General features: G+C 71.7%; 18 protein-coding genes. 4 read left to right on the forward strand and 14 right to left on the reverse strand.

The genetic code is table 11. The features are described from left to right. Positions 1 to 83: 83 nt before the first annotated feature. The 11 genes from ACIBTX_RS02985 to paaA all read right to left on the reverse strand — a co-directional run bounded on the left by ACIBTX_RS02985 (position 84) and on the right by paaA (position 9,724). Positions 84 to 1,361, reverse strand: coding sequence for a geranylgeranyl reductase family protein (locus ACIBTX_RS02985; RefSeq protein ID WP_357123514.1), 1,278 nt, complete (start codon positions 1,359 to 1,361; stop codon positions 84 to 86). Positions 1,362 to 1,500: 139 nt separating this feature from the next. Further along, positions 1,501 to 1,725 carry a hypothetical protein gene (locus ACIBTX_RS02990; RefSeq protein ID WP_357123511.1) on the reverse strand — a complete coding sequence of 75 codons (225 nt, stop codon included), beginning with the start codon at positions 1,723 to 1,725 and terminating at the stop codon, positions 1,501 to 1,503. A 114-nt stretch (positions 1,726 to 1,839) separates the two neighbouring features. Continuing rightward, a complete protein-coding gene (locus ACIBTX_RS02995; protein ID WP_396831971.1) occupies positions 1,840 to 2,550 on the reverse strand; it encodes a demethylmenaquinone methyltransferase in 711 nt (236 codons plus the stop codon). 128 nt (positions 2,551 to 2,678) lie between these two features. Beyond that, on the reverse strand, positions 2,679 to 3,929 hold the full coding sequence (locus ACIBTX_RS03000; protein ID WP_396831972.1) for an LPXTG cell wall anchor domain-containing protein: 1,251 nt from the start codon (positions 3,927 to 3,929) through the stop codon (positions 2,679 to 2,681). Between the two features lie 364 nt (positions 3,930 to 4,293). Continuing rightward, a complete protein-coding gene (gene mqnC, locus ACIBTX_RS03005) occupies positions 4,294 to 5,484 on the reverse strand; it encodes a cyclic dehypoxanthinyl futalosine synthase (protein ID WP_357123502.1) in 1,191 nt (396 codons plus the stop codon). Positions 5,485 to 5,557: 73 nt separating this feature from the next. Further along, the gene (locus tag ACIBTX_RS03010) at positions 5,558 to 5,953 is read right to left on the reverse strand and encodes a hypothetical protein (RefSeq protein WP_357175875.1); all 396 of its coding nucleotides are present in this window, start codon (positions 5,951 to 5,953) and stop codon (positions 5,558 to 5,560) included. Further along, complete coding sequence (gene paaE / locus ACIBTX_RS03015; RefSeq protein WP_396831973.1) at positions 5,950 to 7,059, reverse strand: 1,2-phenylacetyl-CoA epoxidase subunit PaaE; 1,110 nt, start codon at positions 7,057 to 7,059, stop codon at positions 5,950 to 5,952. The genes ACIBTX_RS03010 and paaE overlap by 4 nt, the downstream gene beginning before the upstream one ends. Continuing rightward, a complete protein-coding gene (gene paaD / locus ACIBTX_RS03020) occupies positions 7,056 to 7,562 on the reverse strand; it encodes a 1,2-phenylacetyl-CoA epoxidase subunit PaaD (RefSeq protein ID WP_357123493.1) in 507 nt (168 codons plus the stop codon). Before paaD ends, paaE begins: the two co-directional genes overlap by 4 nt. Next, positions 7,559 to 8,284: a 1,2-phenylacetyl-CoA epoxidase subunit PaaC gene (gene paaC, locus ACIBTX_RS03025; RefSeq protein WP_357123489.1), complete on the reverse strand. Its 726-nt coding sequence runs from the start codon at positions 8,282 to 8,284 to the stop codon at positions 7,559 to 7,561. Before paaC ends, paaD begins: the two co-directional genes overlap by 4 nt. Before the next feature lie 76 nt (positions 8,285 to 8,360). Continuing rightward, complete coding sequence (paaB, locus tag ACIBTX_RS03030) at positions 8,361 to 8,648, reverse strand: 1,2-phenylacetyl-CoA epoxidase subunit PaaB (protein WP_266248073.1); 288 nt, start codon at positions 8,646 to 8,648, stop codon at positions 8,361 to 8,363. Beyond that, positions 8,645 to 9,724 (reverse strand): 1,2-phenylacetyl-CoA epoxidase subunit PaaA, encoded by a 1,080-nt coding sequence (gene paaA / locus ACIBTX_RS03035; RefSeq protein WP_357123485.1) that lies wholly within the window; start codon positions 9,722 to 9,724, stop codon positions 8,645 to 8,647. The genes paaB and paaA overlap by 4 nt, the downstream gene beginning before the upstream one ends. 371 nt (positions 9,725 to 10,095) lie before the next feature. Between paaA and ACIBTX_RS03040 the strand changes: the two genes are divergently transcribed. Together ACIBTX_RS03040 and ACIBTX_RS03045 are read left to right on the forward strand one after the other, a co-directional pair. Further along, positions 10,096 to 11,085 carry a hypothetical protein gene (locus ACIBTX_RS03040; protein ID WP_357123482.1) on the forward strand — a complete coding sequence of 330 codons (990 nt, stop codon included), beginning with the start codon at positions 10,096 to 10,098 and terminating at the stop codon, positions 11,083 to 11,085. Next, on the forward strand, positions 11,085 to 12,047 hold the full coding sequence (locus ACIBTX_RS03045) for a hypothetical protein (protein ID WP_357392608.1): 963 nt from the start codon (positions 11,085 to 11,087) through the stop codon (positions 12,045 to 12,047). Before ACIBTX_RS03040 ends, ACIBTX_RS03045 begins: the two co-directional genes overlap by 1 nt. Before the next feature lie 134 nt (positions 12,048 to 12,181). On the opposite strand, the gene ACIBTX_RS03050 is transcribed toward ACIBTX_RS03045, so the two are convergent. From ACIBTX_RS03050 to ACIBTX_RS03060, 3 genes are all read right to left on the reverse strand, one after another. Further along, complete coding sequence (locus tag ACIBTX_RS03050) at positions 12,182 to 13,033, reverse strand: menaquinone biosynthetic enzyme MqnA/MqnD family protein (RefSeq protein ID WP_396831974.1); 852 nt, start codon at positions 13,031 to 13,033, stop codon at positions 12,182 to 12,184. A gap of 136 nt (positions 13,034 to 13,169) precedes the next feature. After that, entirely contained in the window at positions 13,170 to 14,516 is a 1,347-nt protein-coding gene (locus ACIBTX_RS03055) for an MFS transporter (RefSeq protein ID WP_396831976.1), read from the reverse strand. Positions 14,517 to 14,558: 42 nt separating this feature from the next. After that, positions 14,559 to 15,140 (reverse strand): ArsR/SmtB family transcription factor, encoded by a 582-nt coding sequence (locus tag ACIBTX_RS03060; RefSeq protein WP_396831978.1) that lies wholly within the window; start codon positions 15,138 to 15,140, stop codon positions 14,559 to 14,561. Positions 15,141 to 15,377: 237 nt separating this feature from the next. On the opposite strand from ACIBTX_RS03060, the gene ACIBTX_RS03065 reads away from it, so the two are divergent. Together ACIBTX_RS03065 and ACIBTX_RS03070 are read left to right on the forward strand one after the other, a co-directional pair. After that, positions 15,378 to 16,628 carry a DUF222 domain-containing protein gene (locus ACIBTX_RS03065; protein ID WP_357175860.1) on the forward strand — a complete coding sequence of 417 codons (1,251 nt, stop codon included), beginning with the start codon at positions 15,378 to 15,380 and terminating at the stop codon, positions 16,626 to 16,628. A 361-nt stretch (positions 16,629 to 16,989) separates the two neighbouring features. Further along, positions 16,990 to 19,272 carry a HelD family protein gene (locus ACIBTX_RS03070; RefSeq protein ID WP_396831979.1) on the forward strand — a complete coding sequence of 761 codons (2,283 nt, stop codon included), beginning with the start codon at positions 16,990 to 16,992 and terminating at the stop codon, positions 19,270 to 19,272. The last annotated feature ends 185 nt before the right edge of the window (positions 19,273 to 19,457 follow it).

Here is a 19,457-nt window from a genome sequence, read left to right on the forward strand (position 1 = left end):
TATTCACGTCCCTCGCGGTGGCTGCCGGCGGGGGTCGATCTTTGTCGGCTCCGAGGCTGTGACCAGCACCGATGCCGTCCCAACTAGACGGCTGGCGCCGCCTTCGTCATCGCATTGATGACCCGGTCCATCGCGTCCCCACCCCGGGGGTCGGTCAGGTTGGCCAGCAACTTGAGGACGAAACGCATCAGCGTCGGATGGGGCATGCCGTGTTTGGTGGCGATCCGCATGATCTCCGGACGGCCGATCAGTTTCACGAAGATGCCACCGAGGCGGTAGTAACCGCCGAGGCGGGCCTTCAGCTCGTTCGGGTACGCCAGGAGCGCCCGCTCCCGCTCCGGCCCGGCCGGACGCGCGAGCGCCTGCACCGCCACCTCGGCGGCCAGTTCGCCGGACTCCATGGCGTACGCGATGCCCTCGCCGTTGAACGGGTTGACCATGCCGCCGGAGTCGCCGACCAGCAGGACGCCACGGGTGTAGTGCGGCACCCGGTTGAAGCCCATCGGCAGGGCGGCGCCGAGGATCGGGCCGTCCGCGTTGGTCTCGTCGGTCATCCCCCACTCGGCGGGGGTGTTGGCCAGCCAGTCGGTGAGCAGCCGGCGGTAGTTGGTCTTGCCGAACGCGGAGGACGAGTTGAGCACGCCGAGGCCGACGTTGACCCGCCCGTCGCCGAGCCCGAAGATCCAGCCGTACCCGGGCAGCAGGTTGTCGCCGCTGTCCTTGCTGCGCAGCTCCAACCACGACTCCAGGTAGTCGTCGTCGTGTTTGGCCGGCGAGTGGTAGTAGCGACGGACGGCCACGCCGATCGGCCGGTCCTCCCGCTTGGCGAGCCCGAGCGCGAGCGGGAACCGACCGGAGACGCCGTCGGCGGCCACGACCAGCGGGGCGTGGAAGGTGGCGGGCTCCTTGCCGGGCCCCACCTCCGCCTGCACGCCGGTCACCCGGCCGTCGTCGTCGAGCACCGGGCCCAACACGTTGACGTTGGTCCGCAGTTTGGCGCCGGCCGCGACCGCGCGCTGGGCGAGCAGGTCGTCGAAGTCCAGCCGGGTACGGACCAGCCCGTAGTTCGGGAAGCTCGCCAGCTCCGGCCAGTCCAGCTCCAGGCGTACGCCGCCGCCGATCACCCGCAGGCCCTTGTTGTGCAGCCAGCCGGCCTCGGGCGAGGTGTCCACGCCCATCCGGATGAGCTGGCGCACCGCGCGCGGGGTCAACCCGTCGCCGCAGACCTTCTCCCGGGGGAACTCGGTCTTCTCCAACACCAGAACCCGTACGCCGTGCCGGGCCAGGTGGTACGCAGTCGCCGATCCACCGGGACCGGCGCCAACGACGATGACATCGGCGTCGTGTTCCACCGCGGTCATTCGCGCCTCCTCCCGCACGCTCGTGAAATGCTTCACAAGCCAGACGGGACGAGTGTATGACCGGCGTCATACCTGCGCAGGATCAGGGGTACCTAACTCGCCGATGTGACAGCCGACGACCGTCCACAGCAGCCGACTGTCAGGCCGGGCTGGGCGCGTCCAGGCCGGCGTCGACCCGGATCGTCTCCGGCAGATGCTCCCGTAGCGCGCCGCCCGCCGCCCGGTCCAGGGCGGCCAGCACCTCGGCGACCACCTGCCGGACGTCCGTCGGGTCCGCGCCGGCCAGCGCGCGCAACTGCGTGATGAGTTCGGCCGCGTCGTCGTCGGTGGCGGCCACCGGGCTCGCCGGGTCTGCTCCGGTCATGCGGACGAGCGTACGGCGCAAAGTGGACTAAAGTCGGATATTCCTGAAACGCGCAAGCGTCTCGCGTGCTACGCGCGGACGTCTCGCCGGGCTACGTCCGGACGTGTCGCCGGGCTATGCGCGGACGGCCCGGTGCAGCGCGACCACACCGCCGGTCAGGTTGCGCCATGCCACCCGACCCCACCCCGCCGCGGCCACCCGCCCGGCCAGCGCCGCCTGGTCCGGCCACGCCCGCACCGACTCGGCCAGATAGACGTACGCGTCGGGGTTGCTCGACACCGCGCGGGCCACCACCGGCAGCGATCGCATCAGGTACGACAGGTACACCGTCCGGAAGACCGGGTTGATCGGGGTGCTGAACTCGCACACCACCAGTCGACCACCCGGCCGGGTGACCCGGGCCAGCTCGCGCAGCGCCGCGTCGGTGTCGTTGACGTTCCGCAGGGCGAAGGAGATGGTCACCGCGTCGAAGCTCGCGTCGGCGAACGGCAGCCGCAGCGCGTCACCGGCCAGCAACGGCACCTCGGGACGCACCCGCTTGCCGACCTGGAGCATGCCCAGCGACAGGTCCGCCCCCACCGCGTACGCCCCGGACTGGGCCAGCTCGCGGGTCGACACACCGGTGCCCGCTCCCACGTCCAGCACCCGCTCACCCGGTCGCAGCCCCAGGGCCGCGCGGGTGGCCCGCCGCCAGGAGCGGTCCTGCCCGAAGGCGAGCACGGTGTTGGTCAGGTCGTAGCGCTCGGCCACGCCGTCGAACATCGCGGCGACCTCGTGCGGTTGCTTGTCGAGACTGGCGCGCTGGCCCTGCGGGGTACGGCTCACCCCGTCCACTCTGCCAGCCCCGCGCGAGCCCTCGGCCGCTGGGTCCGCGTACCCCACGGTGGTCGGCGCCGCCGATATGCGCGAGGGCGGGGTGGTCGCCCACCCCGCCCTCGCGTCGCGCCTGCGGGTCAGTCGGTCGACGTCTCGTCGCCGGGAGCGACCATGACGACCTTGCGGCGGCGGGAGAGCACCAGCAGCGCCCCGCCGACGAGCAGGATCAGACCACCGATGCCGCCGATCAGGCCGGCCTGCACACCGGTGACCGGCAACCCGCCGCCACCGGAGCCACCGCCGCCGGTGGTCGGCGACGTGCTCGTGCCCGGCGTCGTCGTGCCGCCCGGAGTCGGAGTCGCGGTCGGCGTCGGGGTCGCGGTCGGCGTCGGGGTCGGCTGCGCGCTGAGGTCGACGAACACGTCGAACTGCGCGGTGTTGTCCACCTCGTCGGTCTCGGTGAACGCCCGGCGCTGCGCGCCGGAGGCGTCCCGCGGCGCCTCCTCGGGGCTGCCCTGGGTGGCCTCGAGACCGGCGGCCCAGACGAACCCGGGCCGGAGCACCGACTCGGTGACGTCCTCGCCGACCTTCACCCGGACGTCGGCCGTGTAGAACTGCCCAGGCTTCAGCACGACGCCACTGTCCTCGCAGTAGGCGTTGGCGAAGCCGCCCAGCGGCTGCTCGACGCAGCCCTCCGGCAGCTTGGCGAAGGTGACGCCGGCCGGCAGCGTGATCCCGTACGCCACGCCGGTCGCCTTCTTGCTGCCGTCGTTGTAGACCGCCCAGTCCAGCGGCGCGCTGTCGCCCCGCTTGACCGGCTTGAGGCCGGACTCGCCCGCCTCGTCGCCGTCCACCGTCACGTCGGCGTAGACGTCCTGCACCCAGGTGGTCAGGTCGTAACCCGGCTTGGCGACGGTGATGTCGTGCCGCACCTTGTTGTCCCGCGGGTTCGGGTCGGCGGTGGCCGAGCTGATGCTGACCACCAGCGTGCCGGCGTCGCCGCGACCGCCGGTCGAGAAGATCGGAATACCGAAGTCCTCCGTGGTGCCGGCGGCCAGGTCGCCGAGCAGGCAGGTGAAGGTCGTGCCCTTGAGGTCACAGCCGTCCGGCGCGAGGACGCCGACCTTGCGGTTCTTCAGGCCCTTCGTCTCCACGGTGACCCGGACGTCCTTGGCGTCGACCGCGCTTCGGGTGTTGTCGACCTGGAACTTGAACGGCTTGGCCTTGGCCGCCTTGACGCCCTGAGCCAGCTCGTAGCTGAGCGGCACCAGGGCCAGGTCGGCCTGGTCGGCGGCCTGCGCCGGGGCGGCGACGGTGGCCACGCCACCGGCCGCGAGCAGGGCCACGACGCCGGCACGAACCAGGGCCGAGCGGTGGAACGCTGTCATCAGTCCCCCGGGGGTAGGGAAGAAAATAGGATCGGTTGCGCCGAACGAGCGGACGTTATCGGAGGTCGATCTCCCACGCCAGCGTGGCGGCGGGTTTTCAACCGTCCGGCCTGGACCCGGCACACGGATCGGGCGGGATGGTCACCCATCCCGCCCGTACCGCCGTGCGTTATGTGAACGACCCTCATGGGCCGATGGAGGACGCGCCTCAGGCAGACGGCCGCACGCTATCCGCCGACGATCATCTCCACCAGACCCGCACCGGGCTATGCGCCGGCGAGCCGACCGGGAGGACCCGTACCGCCGAGTGGACGCAAGCGGAAGCAGGATCCCCGGTCAGCCGAACGGCCGGCCGCGACGTACCTCAGTTGACCTCGACGAGCGGCAGCGACCGGCCCGCGCCGCCGCCGGGCAGCGCGATCGACGAGAAGTGCGAGACCACCCGCTCGTCGGTCGGGTCGTCGGCCGGCGTGTGGTGCACCGCCAGCCGGTTGTAGAGGGTGTCGCGCTGCGCCGGGATCCGGTCGGCAGAGCGGATCATGCCGATCAGCTCGTGCAGGTTGGAACGGTGCCGGGCGCCGGCGGAGGAGATCACGTTCTCCTCCAGCATGATCGAGCCGAGGTCGTCCACGCCCATGTGCAGGGCGAGCTGCCCGACGTCCTTGCCGGTGGTCAGCCAGGACGCCTGCAGGTGCGGCACGGTCTCGAAGAAGAGCCGGGCCACCGCGACCAGCCGCAGGTACTCGAGCGTGGTCGCCTGCGTACGACCCTTGAGGTGGTTGTTCTCCGGCTGGTACGTCCACGGGATGAACGACCGGAACCCGCCCGTACGGTCCTGCACGTCGCGGATCATCCGCAGGTGCTCGATCCGCTCGGCGTGCGTCTCGCCGGTGCCCATCATCATGGTCGCGGTCGACTCGACACCCTGCCGGTGGGCCAGCTCCATGACCTCCAGCCAGCGCTCGCCCGACTCCTTGAGCGGGGCGATGGCCCGGCGCGGGCGCTCGGGCAGCATCTCCGCGCCGGCGCCGGCGATCGAGTCGAGGCCGGCGGCCTTGATGCGGGCGATGGCCTCGTCCAGGCTGACGCCGGAGACCTTGGCCATGTGCAGGATCTCGCTCGGCCCGATCGAGTGGATGACCAACTGCGGGTACGCCTGCTTGACCGAGGAGAACAGCTCCTCGTAGTACTCGACGCCGTAGTCCGGGTGGTGCCCGCCCTGGAGCATCACCTGGGTCGCGCCCAGCTCGACCGCCTCGCCACAGCGACGCAGGATCTCTTCGGTCGGGTGCGTCCACCCCTCGGCGTGCTTCGGCGCGCGGTAGAACGCGCAGAACTTGCACGCCGTCACGCAGACGTTCGTGTAGTTGATGTTGCGATCGATCAGGTAGGTGACGACGTTGTCCGGATAGCGCCGCCGGCGCACCGCGTCCGCCGCCTCGCCCAACGCGTGGAAGGGCGCCTCGGTGTAGAGCAGCAGTGCTTCCTCGGGCGTGATCCGCCCGCCGTCCGCGCCACGCTGCAGGATGTCGTCGATCTCCCGGCTCACCGTCACAACCCCGAGCCTACGTCGCCTCACCCGGCTCGACCGCCAGGCCCCGTCGAGGTGCGGCACGTCCCACAGCCGGTCAGCTCTCGCGTACCTCGATGCGTATGTCGTAGGTGTCCCGCAACTCTGCGGCGAGCACCGGGCCCGCCCACGCCGGCACGTACGCCTCCCACCACGGCTCTTCACGCTGCGCCGGCATCCGCTGCTCGGAGAGCACCGCCCGGAACCGCTCATCCGCCGCCGCGACCCGCTCCCGAACCCACCCCATCTGCGGAAAGCCGAACAACCGTTCGTCGGTCAGCACCCTGTCGATGGTGTGCCGGATGCTCAGGTCGAACCAGTACTCGTCGAGGATGTCGTCGTAGCCCTCCTCGCAGAACTCGACGACCTGCTCCCACCCCTCCACGAGACCGGTCGGACGCTGGCCCCCGGTCACCTCGGCGAACCGTTGCACGAACTGCCGGTCGTCGGTCATGCGTCGTAGTCGACCGTGAGCTTGTCGGTGGTCGGGCTGGACTGGCAGGTCAGCACATAGCCGGCGGCCACCTCGTCCGGCTCCAGGGCGTAGTTGCGGGCCATCGTGACCGACCCGTCGACGACCTTCGCCTTGCAGGTCGAGCAGACACCGCCCTTGCAGGCGTACGGCAGTTCGCCGCGCACCTTCAACGCGGCGTCCAGCACCCGCTGCTCCCGGCCCATGGTGAAACTCGACGAGCGGCCGTCCAGGACGATGGTGACGTCCGTCCCGACGCCCGGCTGCTCGGTGGGACGCGCCACCGGCTCGGGCGGCGCGTCGACGTGGAACAGCTCGGTGTGCACGGCCGACTCCGGCAGACCCCGCGCGGTCAGCACCTCCCGGGCGTCGACCACCATGCCGTACGGCCCGCAGAGGAACCACTCCTCGATCAGCTCGCCCGGGACAATGGTGCCCAGCAGGCGCCCCAACCGTTCGGCGTCGATCCGTCCGGACAGCAACGGCGACTCGCCCTGCTCCCGGGACAGCACGTGCACCAGGTGCAGCCGGGACGGGAACCGGTCCTTCAGGTCGGCCAACTCCTCGGCGAACATCACGGTGTTCGCCGTGCGGTTGCCGTACACCAGGGTGAAGGTGCTGGCCGGCTCGACGGCCAGGGCCGTCGCGACCAGCCCGAGCACCGGCGTGATGCCGGAGCCGGCGACGACCGCGCCGTAGTGGCGGACCCGGTCCGGCGCGAACGCCGTGGTGAAGGCGCCCAGCGGGGGCAGCACCTCGACCGTGTCGCCGCCGCGCAGCGCGCCGCACGCGAAGGCCGAGAAGGCGCCGCCGGGAACCTCCCGCACCCCGATCCGCAGCCGGCCGCGCCGGCCCAGGTCGTCGGGGGTGGAGCAGATGGAGTACGACCGGCGCACGTCCTCGCCGTCGTCGGTCACCCGCCGCACCGTCAGGTGCTGCCCCGCCTGGAAGGCGAAGGTCTCCCGCAACTCCTCGGGTACGGCGAAGGTGACCGCCACGGAGTCGTCGGTGAGCCGGTCGACGGCCGCGACCGACAGTGGGTGGAAGGCCGGCCGACGACGGACCGGCCGGGAGATGGTGACTGTCACAACGCCTTCAGGTGGTCGAAGGGTTCGGAGCAGGAGCGGCAGCGCCACAACGCCTTGCAGGCGGTCGAGCCGAACCGGCTGACCTGCTCGGTCTCCGGGGAGCCGCAGAGCGGGCAGCGGACCGCGAGGGTCAGCGCCACCACGCCCGGGGCGGACGCCGGGGCGGGCGGGGCGATCCCGGCGGAGGCGAGCTTGGCCCGCCCGGTGTCGGAGATCCAGTCGGTGCTCCACGGTGGGCTGTAGACCGTTCGCACGTCGACGTCCGGGTAACCGGCCTTCGCCAGGGCACGGCGCACGTCGGCCCGGATCACGTCCATGGCGGGGCAGCCGGTGTAGGTCGGGGTGATGGTGACGACGACCCGACCGGTGATCCGGTCCTGCTCGACCTCGCGGAGGATCCCCAGCTCGTCGATGGTGATCACCCGGATCTCCGGGTCCACCACGCTCGCCGCCGCCGTCCACGCGTCGGTCCGACTCCGCTGTGCGGTCGCTCCCGCGCTCACCACTGCGCCCCCGGGTGGGCGCGGTGCAGCACCTGCATCTCGGCCAGCAGGTAGGACAGGTGCTCGGTGTGCACGCCGGCCCGCCCGCCGGTCGGCGCCCAGCCGCGCTCGGGACGGGTGAGCGTCGCCTCGGCCAACACCGGACCGACGACCTCGTCGAACGCCGGCCACAGACCCGCCGGATCGACCGGCGCCGCCGGGTCCGCCCCGAAAAGCTCATGGGTGTACGGCCAGACGTGGTCCACGGCCTCCTGCATCCGGCGGTGCGACTCCTCGGTGCCGTCACCGAGCCGCCTCACCCACAGCGCGCCGTGGTCCAGGTGGTACGCGGACTCCTTGCGCGCCTTCGCGCCGATCGCGGCCAACCGCTCGTCCGCGCAGCCGGCGAGCGCGGTGTAGAGCGGCACCTGGTACGCCGCCAGGAAGAACAGCTTCGCCATGGTCACCGCGAAGTCGCCGTTGGGCAGCTCGACCAGGAGCACGTTGCGGAACTCGCGGTCGTCGCGCAGGTACGCGAGCGCGTCCTCGTCCCGACCCGCGGCTTCCAGCTCACCCGCGTACGACAGCAGCAGCCGGGCCGCGCCCAGCTGGTCGAGGGCGATGTTGGCGAGCGCGATGTCCTCTTCCATCTCCGGCGCGCGGGTCGCCCACTCGGCCAGCCGCTGGGCGGCGACCAGCGCGTCGTCGCCCAGGCCGAGAGTGAAGGCGAAGGGCCCGTTCACGCCACCACCTCGCTCCGCTCGGCGGCGACGCGAAGCGCCCCGTTGCTGGGCTGGCTGGTTCGCTCGCTCCGCTGGCTCACAGGTGTGCCACCCCGTCCGGGACCTCGTAGAAGGTGGGGTGGCGGTAGACCTTGTCGGCGGCCGGGTCGAAGAAGGCGTCCTTCTCGTCCGGGCTGGACGCGGTGATCGCGCCCGCCGGCACCACCCAGATCGACACGCCCTCCTGGCGGCGGGTGTAGAGGTCACGGGCGTTGCGCAGGGCCAGCTCGGCGTCCGGGGCGTGCAGGCTGCCGACGTGGGTGTGCGACAGGCCCCGCCGTGCCCGGACGAAGACCTCCCACAGAGGCGAGTGTTCGTTGCTCACGCGGCCACCTTCTCCCTCGCGTCGGCCCGCTTGGCGGCGTACGCCGCGGCGGCCTCGCGTACCCATGCGCCGTCGGCGTGGGCCGCCCGACGGTGCGCCATCCGCTCCCGGTTGCACGGTCCGTTGCCCTTGATGACCCGCATCAGCTCGTCGTAGTCCGGCTGGCTGTAGTCGTACGCCTGCCGCTCCTCGTTCCAGCGCAGGTCGTCGTCGGGAATGCGGAGCCCGAGGACCTCGGCCTGCCCGACGCACATGTCGACGAAGCGTTGGCGCAGGTCGTCGTTCGAGAAGCGCTTGATCTTCCAGGCCATCGACTGGGCGGAGTGGGTGGAGTCGCCGTCCGGCGGACCGAACATGGCCAGCGACGGGTACCACCAGCGGTCGACCGCGTCCTGGGCCATGGCCTTCTGCGCCGGGGTGCCGTGCGCGAGGGTGTGCAGGATCTCGTACCCCTGGCGCTGGTGGAACGACTCCTCCTTGCAGACCCGGATCATCGCCCGGGCGTACGGCCCGTAGGAGCAGCGGCACAGGGGCACCTGGTTGACGATTGCCGCACCATCCACCAGCCAGCCGATCGCGCCCACGTCGGCCCAGGTCAGGGTGGGGTAGTTGAAGATCGAGCTGTACTTCTGCCGGCCGTCGAGCAGCAACCGGACCAGTTCGTCGCGGCTGATGCCGAGGGTCTCGGCGGCGGCGTAGAGGTAGAGGCCGTGGCCGGCCTCGTCCTGGACCTTGGCCAGCAGGATCGCCTTGCGCTTGAGCGAGGGCGCCCGACTGATCCAGTTGCCCTCGGGCTGCATGCCGATGATCTCGGAGTGGGCGTGCTGCGCGATCTGCCGGATCAGCGTCCGCCGGTACGCCTCGGGCATCCAGTCGCGCGGCTCGATCTTCTGCTCCGCGTCGACCACCTCGGTGAAGTAGGCCGCCAGATCCTCGTCCGGCGCCGGGCCGCCGCGCCGTTCACGAGCGGCGGCGGCGCGCAACTCGGCCTCGGCCGCTTCGACCTCGCCGAGCAGGCCCGCGCCGGGCGCGTCGTCCGGTGCGTCGCCGGGGGCGGAGAAGTCGTTGCCATACATGAGGACAAGTGTTACAGCTTGCGCCCGAATGCACTAGGGGGTGTAACAGGAAACCCGAGTGACGTTCCGTCACCGATGGGCAGATCTCCGCTACCCACCGCAACACCGGCGTTTATGACGTGGCTCACGGAAAGGAGGTCAAATCTCCCATAAGGCGCAAAGCGCCGGGATTTTCTCCCGATTTCGCACGTTGCCCGGTGTCGCCCTCTGGCGATCGGCCCGTCCAGACGTAGACTTCTGCCGGTCACACGATCGGCTGCCCCCACGCCGGCTTCACAGAGGCCACCTCCCCCGGCCTCGGCGCACGCACCGGTCGCCCCGGACAACGAAGCCGGTCCCCCCGGCCCTGACATCTGGAGCTCACCCAACTCATGCGATCTCGCGTGACCATGGTGTTCGCCGTCGTGGCGATAATTCTCGGTGGCGTCCTACTGGTCCCCACCGCGTACGCCCGACTGTCCAGCGACGTCGGCGAAGGCGGCGGTGGTGGCGGCGCCGCCACCAGCAGCGTCGCCGCGCCCGCGCCGGCCCCGCCACCACCTCCCACGCTGGCCCCGGGCCGCGTGTCGGTGGCGTTCAAGGGTGAATTCTTCTCGTGGGCGCTGCTCGACCGGAAGACCGGCAAGGTCTCCGGATCGTCGAACATGAGCGCGACCAGCTCCACCGAATCGATGATCAAGGCGTGGATCGTCTCCGACTACCTGCGCCAGCTCAAGGACAGGGAGCCGCCGGCCGGGCTGAAGCAGGCGGCCAGCCTCGCCATCATCGACAGCAACGACGCCGCGGCCAACAAGGTCTACGCCGCCGCGGGTGGGTCGTACAAGCCGTCGAAGAGCAGCATCCCGGACCCGGTGATCCAGCGGGCGATCAAGACCTGCGGCCTGACCGACACCAAGCGCGGCAACACCGAGCCCTACACCGGATACTGGAGCTTCACCCGGATGTCCCCGCGCGACGCCGTCCGGCTCGGCGACTGCATCGCCGACGGTAAGGCCGCCGGCCCGAAGTGGACAAAGTGGGTGCTGGACCAGATGGCCAAGGTCCGGGGCAGCACCGACGCCCAGCGGGCCAGTTCCGGTGGCGGCCGCTGGGGGATCATCGACGGTCTACCCAAGTCGATCACCGCGCAGGGGCCGGTCAGCATGAAGAACGGCTGGACACCGATTGCCTCCGACGGAAACTGGCACGTCAACTGCCTCGCGGTCAACGGGAAGTGGAGTCTCGCGGTGATGCTGCGCTACTCGATCAAGCTAGGGCTGGACTACGGCGCGAAGGTCTGCGCCAGCGTCACCACCCAACTGGTCACCCCGCAGCCCGGCGCCGCGCTCAAGGTGCCGCAGCAGCCGGTCGGGAAGCTCTGATGGCCGGGAACCGGCGGGCCGATCGACGCGGTGCGGGCGAGACCTCGCCGCTGCGCCTGATCGCCGTCGCGGTCATCCTCATCGGGCTGGTGCTGGTCTCGCTACGCCTGCTGCCCGGGTCGCCGTTCGAGTCGGCCGCCGCCGCCAAGTGGGGTGACTCCGAGGCGACGACCAGCGACCGGTCCACCAACGCGGCCACCGACCGCAGCGCCCGCCAGCCGGCCCCGCCGAGCCCCAGCCCCAGCCCTTCGCTGACGCCGCTGCCGTTCGAGGCCAAGAACCTCGACCTCGACATCGAGGGCTGGTACTCCTGGAGCGTCCTCGACCGCCGGACCGGGAAGATCATCGGTTCGAAGAACATGGGTGAGACCAGCACCACCGCCTCGCTGATCAAGTCCTGGATCGTCGCCGACTACCTGCGCCGCGCCGCCGAGGCCGGCCAGACGCCGAGCGACGCGAAGCTCGCCGACGCCACCCGCATCATCCGGGACAGCGACAACACGCGGGCCGAGCAGTTCTACAACTCGGTCGGCCGGGACGCCTCGATCCGGCGGCTGCTCTCCATGTGCAAGCTGACCGACAGCAGCGTCGCCCCGGACAAGGGCTGGTCCCGTACCGCGCTCTCCCCCCGCGACACCGCGCGACTGGGCAACTGCATCGCCACCGGCACCGCCGCCGGACCGAAGTGGACCAAGTGGCTGCTCAACGAGATGAAGCTGGTCCGGGGCGCCGGTGACTTCGGCATCCGCAAGGCGTTCCCGCCCGCGCAGCAGAAGCAGATCGCCATCAAGAACGGGTGGATCGACCGGACCGCCGAGCAGGAGATGCACATCAACTGCCTGGCCATCGGCGACACCTGGACGATGGGCGTGATGGTCCGCTACCCGATCAACATGGGCTACGAGTACGGCATGAAGAACTGCCAGAAGATCACCGAGGCGCTGCTGCGCCCCGGCACCTGACGGCGGCTGTCCTTCCGCATCCGAGCGCCGCTCTGCCTGGCAGAGCGGCGCTCCGTCCATTTCATGGCGCTCAGCGTCCTTCGCGACGCGGCGGCTCCACGGCCCGGCGGCGTCCTCTCGGACCCGGCGGCTGGTCAGCCCGCGAAGAACTCGGGACCGCCGGCGGGCAGTGCCGGGACCTCGCCGAGCGCGGCGACCCGCCGGGCGAACTCGCGCAGCCCGGAGACCTGCCGCTCGCCGAGCGAGAAGTCCAGGGCCCGGAAGTACGTGGCCAGCGTCGCGGCGTCGAACGCCTCCCACCGCGCCGCCGCCTCGGCGACCTGGTCCAGCTCGGCGAGGCAGAGGTCACGCGAGCGCAGGAACGCCTCGTGCACCTCCTTGACCAGGCCCGGGTGCGCGGCCGCGAAGTCGCGGCGGACCGCCCAGACGGCGAAGACCATCGGCAGCCCGCTCCAGTCCCGCCAGGCCTGCCCCAGGTCGGTCACGGTGAGGCCCCGCAGCGGCGCCTCGTAGTACGCCCGCAGCGCCACGTCCCCGATCAGGACCCCGGCGTCGGCCTCCAGCAGCATCTGGGTCAGGTCCGGAGGACAGCGGAAGTACTCGGGCCGCACCCCGTACCGCTCGGTGAGCAGCAACTGCGCCAGCATCACCCCGGTCCGCGACGTCGAGCCGAGCGCCACGCGGGCGCCGTCCAGATCGGCGAGCGGTCGGGTGGAGACCATGTTGACCGAGAGCACCGGCCCGTCGCTGCCGACCGCCAGGTCCGGCAGGAGGAGCAACTCGTCGGTGTGCTTCAGGTACTCCATCAGCGTGATCGGACCGATGTCGAGGTCGCCCGCCACCAGCGCCGCGCTCAGCCGGTCCGGGGAGTCCTTGTGCAGGTCGACGTCGAGCAGGCTGCCCGAGCGCATCAGGCCCCAGTAGATCGGCAGGCAGTTCAGGAACTGGATGTGCCCGACCCGCGGGCGTGCGACGCGCTCAACCATGACCCGACCGTATCCCCGGCCTCGGGATCCAGCCCGGCGGGCCGGCCCGGAGTGGCCAACCCCGCACCGGACCCACCCGATCGCGGGCCCTCCGACGACGTCACAGCCGGCCGCCCACGTTCGGTGGGATGCGCGTTCACCCGCCCCCCGGGTCTCGTCCAGCCACGTCTCCGTCGGGCCGGCGTGCCGCCCGCACGACGACCGGCACGAAGAGCAGCACCACCAGGAGCCCGGTCGCCCCCACCACCGCGATCAGTGGCCGAGGTGGGATTCGGGTGAGCAGGGCGCCACCGATCAGGTACCCACCCATTGAGCCACCCTGCACGGCCGCGCCGTAGGTGGCGTACGCCCGCGCGCGCATCCGCTCGGGCACCCGCCGAGCGGTGAGGAGGTTGGCGAAGACGTTCCCCGCGCCGTTGGCCGCGCCGCCCACCAGCCAAAGTGGCACCAGCAGGGCCGCAGCGGGCACCCTCGCGGCGAGCAGCACCATCAGACTGCACCCGGCCAGCGTGATCAGCACGCCGCGGACCAACGCACTGTCGTCCTCGATCCGGCGTACGAGCCGCGCCGCCAGCCAGCCGCCCGGCAACATTCCGGCCATCCAGGCGGCCCCGATGAGGCCGTACGTGGTGGCCGACCCACGCAGGGTCTCCCGGATGAAGAACACTTCGATCACGTTGATGCCACCGATCGCCGCGATCACCACGGCGGTACTGACCACCATGACGACCATCAGCGGGTCCCGGCGGAGCCGCCAGCCCTGCGCCGTACCGGCCGGCGTTTCGGGGCTACCGGCGTTCTGCTCGGCGCGGCTGGACTGCTCGGCGCGGCTGGACTGCTCGGCGCGGCTGGACTGCTCGGCGCGGCTGGACTGCTCGGCGCCGTCGGGATGGTGGCTCGCGGATCGCCAACCACCGCGCCGAGTTCGCAGCGCGAGGCCCGCGACCACGAGCGCGAGGTAGGTCGCGGCGTCGATCAGCAGTGGTACGCGGGTGCCGAACTGCCCCACCAGCAGGCCGGCAAGCACCGGACCGCCGAGCGCGCCGAGGGAGACGGCGGTCTGGCTGATCGCGCTCGCACGCGGCAGGTCGGCCGGGCGGACCATCGCCGGGAGCAGCGCCGCCAAGCAGGGCTGGGTGACCGCGAGACCGCAGGCGAGCAGCGCCACGAGGGCCACGACGAGGACTGGGTCGTCGGCGACGGCGAGCAGCAGGCAGATCACGGTCTGCGCCAGCCCGGTCGTCACCAGCACGGTACGGCTGTCCACCCGATCGGCAAGCCGTCCGGCGAGCGGGGCCAGCACCACCAGGGGAAGGGTGGCCGCGAGCAGCAGTCCCGAGACGGCGAGCCCTCCGGCACCGGCTCCCTGCAGGGCCAGCGCGAGCGCGGTGGCGGCGAGGAAGTCCCCGCAGATCGTGGTGCCGCGAGCTGCGGCGGCGATCCAGACGTCCGTCCAACGCGACGCGCCACTTGTGAAGGACATACTTCGAAAATAATCCTTCACAAGTGACCGACACAACCCCTTCTATGCCAGCGGCACCGCCCGATACTGGACCGTGACGGAACGTGCACCCGTCGGCGCGTCGGTACGACGTCGAGGGTGATACGGCTTCAGCAGCGCCAGGACCGCCTCATTCAGGGCGGCCAACTCGTCCGCGGTGAGCAGCAGCAGGGTGTCGTGGAACAGCGCCACGTCGTACCACTCGGCGGGCTCATCCCCCGCCCGCCGCAACCAGTCCCGAGTCCGTTCCATGGCACGGGCGGCGTGCGCCTCCACGAGCGCCTGCTCAGCCGCACGCCCCTCGGGACCGGCCTCGCGGCCCGCGTCGACCATCCAACTGATGCCCGGCGTACGCCACACCCGCTCCCGCGCGTCCCCCCGGCTGGGCGCCTGCTCAACCAGGCCGAACTTCGCCAGCGCCCGCAGGTGGTAGCTGGTGGCGCTCGGCGACAACCCAGCGATTTCGGCGCATTCGGTGGCGGTGCCGCCGCCCTCGCGGCTGCTCAGGTACTCGATGATCGCGATCCGGGCCGGATGCGCCAACGCCCGCATCACCTGCGGATCGCTGATCGTCTTCCGACGCGACTCGGGACTGGCCTCGGTCATGCCCCCATGATCCCGGCCACCCGCCCGACCCGCCATCAACCCCGCGCGCCGCCCCCGCGGCACGCGCCGTCGAACCGTGGAAGCGCTGAAGGGTTGGCACCCCCGCCCCCTGGCACAGGGGCGTCGTGGTCACGCGACGCAGGCCCGCGTGGCGGAGGTGCGGCGCCGCCGAAAAGGTTGACCACAGGGCGGCCCTTCGGGAGGAAAAATGTCGTACACCTGTTCTAGGGTCAGTCCATGTTGGGGGCGTTGGCGCAGGCGGGTGGCGGTGTCGACGCCTGCGCCGACACCGCGCCGTGGGCCCTTCCCGACGACGAACTGCTCGCGGCGCTGGACGCGTCGCACGCCTTGGCGCAGCGCCTGGCAACCATCCAGCTCGCTCTCGTGCGCGAGCTCGACGGCCGTGGTCTCGCGGTCGCCCAGGGCGCATCGTCCACCGCCGTCTGGTTACGGGAGCGGCTGCGGCTGTCCGGGCGGTCGGCCCGCCAGTTGGTCCAGCTCGCCGCCACCATGGACGCGTCGCCGCCGACGGTCCGTGCCGCTCTCCTGGACGGCCGCCTCACTGTGGAGCAGGGCAAGGTGGTGGCGGAGACGATCGCGGATCTCCCCGTCGAGGCCGGCCCGGAGGTGGCAGAGAAGGCCACCGAGTTACTGATCGCCTGGGCCGACCGCTTCGATCCGACCACCCTGAGTCGCCTCGGCGAACGCGTCCTCGCGCACGTCGCGCCCGACCTGGCCGACGAGGCCGAGCTGGCGGCCCTCGAGCGGGCCGCCGAGCGGGCCGAGGCTCGCCGGCACGTCACCCTCTCCGAGCCGAAGGACGGGCAGGTACGCCTCACCGGCAACCTCGACACCGAGACCGCGAGCCTGCTGCGGCAGGCCATCGATCCGCTCTGCGCCCCGGCCGGCGAGCACGACGACCGCAGTCCGGGCCAACGCAGGGCCGACGCACTCGGCGAGATCTGCCGGCTGGCACTGCGCACCGGCCACCTGCCCGACAACGGTGGAGACCGGCCGCAACTGGTTGTCACCATGTCGCTCGACGCGCTGGTCAACGAGCTCGGCGCGGGCACCCTGGACACCGGAGCGCGTCTCACGCCGGGCGCGGTCCGCCGCCTGGCCTGCGATGCCGCCGTGCTGCCGGCGGTCATGAACGGCAACAGCCAGATTCTGGACGTCGGGCGTCAGCGCCGGCTCTTCACCGGTCCGCTGCGGCGCGCGCTGGTGCTCCGCGACGGCGGCTGTGCCTTTCCCGGCTGCGACCGGCCATCCCGTTGGTGCGACGGCCACCATGTGCGCCACTGGGCCGACGGCGGCGCCACGACACTGGGCAACGCGGTCCTGCTCTGCGGGCATCATCACCGAATCCTGCACCGGGGCGACTGGGTCGTCCGCGTCGCATCGGACGGCCAGCCCGAATTCCTCCCACCCGCCTGGCTGGACCCGCTGCGCTCCCCACGCCGCAACCTCTACCACCGGCGCTGCTGAGCACAAGTGGTTCATCCCGCCACACGTCACGGCACCCACAGCAAGACGTGCTCGTCCTTCGTGAGCACGTCTTGGGGGAACGCCACGACAAGGCGACGCTCCCGCTCGCAGCTCGGCCCCGACAGGCGGCCCGCTGTCGCGCGGGCTCGGGCGTAGCTATCACTCAAGTCCACGACGCGCCGACTCGTCCGGGTGGTTGGCTCGGTAATTCGGTGGAAGGGGCGGCCGGGAAGGCGTAGGGTTGCAGCCCGCTTGACGGCCGAGGTGAGCTGCACCGGAACGGACGTCGTCGCGCCGGGAGGTCGGCCATCCGTCCCCGGAAACGCGAGCGAGCAGCAGATGTGAACGATGGGACGTCAGCATGCCCGCACCTGACCTCGACACGGATCTCGACACGGATCTCGCGTCCGAACGCACTCACCTGGCCAGCTCCCGCGCGGCCCTGCGCCGGATGCGGGAGCGGGCCGAAGCCCTCTTCTCGACCGGTGACCAGGTCGCCGGCGACGCCTACGCGGCGGAGACCCTCGGCCGCACACTCGCCCGCCGGGTCGCCGAACTGGCCGACGACCCCACCACGCCGCTGTTCTTCGGCCGCCTCGAATTCGGCGGACAAGCACCAGACGAGGACACCGCAACCGGCCTGACGCCGGCAACCAGCAACAGCCCGACCACCAGCATCCCGGCCAGCGGCAGCGGCAGCAGCACAAGCAGGAGTGCCGGCAGCCTAGGCGGCGGCAGCGGGAGCAGCGGCAGCGGGAGCAGCGCCAGCGGCAGCGGCAGCGCCAGCGGCAGCGCCAGCGCCAGCGCCAGCGGCAGCGGCAGCGGCGAGCATGCTGGTCGGCGGTACCACGTGGGGCGGCGGCATGTCACCGATGAGCTTGGCGAGCCGCTGGTGCTGGACTGGCGGGCGCCGGTCTCCCGCTCGTTCTACCGGGCCAGCGCTCGTGACCCGCAGGGTGTCGCGGTGCGGCGGCGGTTCGGGTTCAGCAACGGGGTGTTGACCAGTTTCGAGGACGAGCGGCTGGACCGCGGCGAGGAGCTGGGCACGGCCAGCCGGATCCTCACGGCCGAAATCGAGCGACCACGCGTGGGGCCGATGCGCGACATCGTCGCCACCATCCAGCCGGAGCAGGACGAGCTGGTCCGGGCCGACCTGGCCGACTCGATCTGTGTGCAGGGGGCACCGGGTACCGGGAAGACGGCCGTCGGCCTGCACCGGGCCGCGTACCTGCTCTACCTGCACCGGGAGCGGTTGCGTCGGGCGGGGGTGCTGATCGTGGGGCCGAACCGGGCGTTCCTGTCGTACATCGCGGCGGTGCTGCCGGCCCTCGGCGAGGTCGAGGTCGAGCAGGCCACCGTGGAGGAGCTGATCTCGCGGGTTCCGGTGCGGGCGGTGGAGACGCCGGCCGCCGCCGCGCTGAAGCACGACGCGCGGATGGCGACCGTGCTGCGCAGGGCGGTGCAGGCCCAGATCGGTACGCCTACCGACTCGATCACCGTCTCCGACGGCTCGTTCCGGTGGCGGATCGGGCTGGAGCCGCTGCACCGGATCGTCGAGGAGACCCGACGGGAAGGGCTGCCGTACGGCACCGGTCGGGAGCGGGTCCGGGCGCGGGTGGTGAGTCTGCTGCAGCGGCAGGCCGAGTCGCGGCGGGCCGAGTCGCCCGGCGACGCGTGGCTGCGCCGGATGGGCCGGTGTCGGCCGGTGGTGGACTTCCTGGACGCGGTCTGGCCGGCACTCACCCCGGAAGGGCTGGTGCACGGCCTGCTCGCCGACCCGGCCCGCCTCGCCGCCGCCGCGGACGGGCTGCTCAACGACGCCGAGCAGGAGTTGCTGGTGTGGGCGAAGCCGCCGCGTACCCCGAAGGCCACCCGCTGGACCGCCGCGGACGCCGTGCTCGTCGACGAGGCGGCCGGGCTGTTGGAGCGACCTTCCGGGTTCGGGCACGTGGTGGTGGACGAGGCGCAGGACCTGTCCCCCATGCAGTGTCGGGCCATCGCCCGCCGGAGTGAACACGGTTCGATCACGCTCCTCGGTGACCTCGCGCAGGGCACCGCGCCGTGGGCGGCGACCGACTGGCGGGAGTCCCTGACACACCTGGGCAAGCCGGACGCCGTGGTGGTCCCGCTGACGGTCGGCTTCCGGGTGCCCGCCGCGGTGGTGGCCTTCGCCAATCTGCTGCTGCCGGCGCTCGCGGTGGACGTACCCCCGGCAGAGTCGCTGCGTCACGACGGCGGCCTGGAGGTGCGTACCGTGGCCGACCTGACCGCCGCGACGGTGGCCGAGGTGCGCGCGGCGCTCGCGCACGACGGGTCGGTGGGCGTGATCGCCGCGGACGACGCGGTCGACGGGCTGCGCGCGGCGCTGGCCGCCGACGGCGTCACCACCGCGAGCGCCGACGACGTCACGGCCGCCCAGCGGGTCACGGTGGTGCCCGCGACGCTGGTCAAGGGCCTGGAGTACGACCACGTGGTGGTGGTCGAGCCGGCCGCGATCGTCGCGGCCGAGCCGCGCGGGCTGCACCGGCTGTACGTGGTGCTCACCCGCGCGGTGTCCCGGTTGTCGGTGCTGCACACCGAACCGCTGCCCGCGCCGTTGCTGACCGCGCCGCAGGCCGCGCCGCTGGCACCGGTGCCGCTGTAGGTCGCCGCCCGCAGATCCCCTGAACGTCGACCGCGTCCTGGGGCACGGCCGACTCCTGCCGCAGATGCCCGTACGTCGACCGCGTCCTGGGGCACGGCCGACACCTGCCGCAGATGCCCGGACGTCGACCGCGTCCTGGGGCACGGCCGACGCCTGTCGCACGTACCCGGGCGTCGGGCACGTCC

Origin of the sequence: Micromonospora sp. NPDC049359 (genome assembly GCF_044466585.1) — a bacterium.
Taxonomy (GTDB): Bacteria; Actinomycetota; Actinomycetes; order Mycobacteriales; family Micromonosporaceae; genus Micromonospora.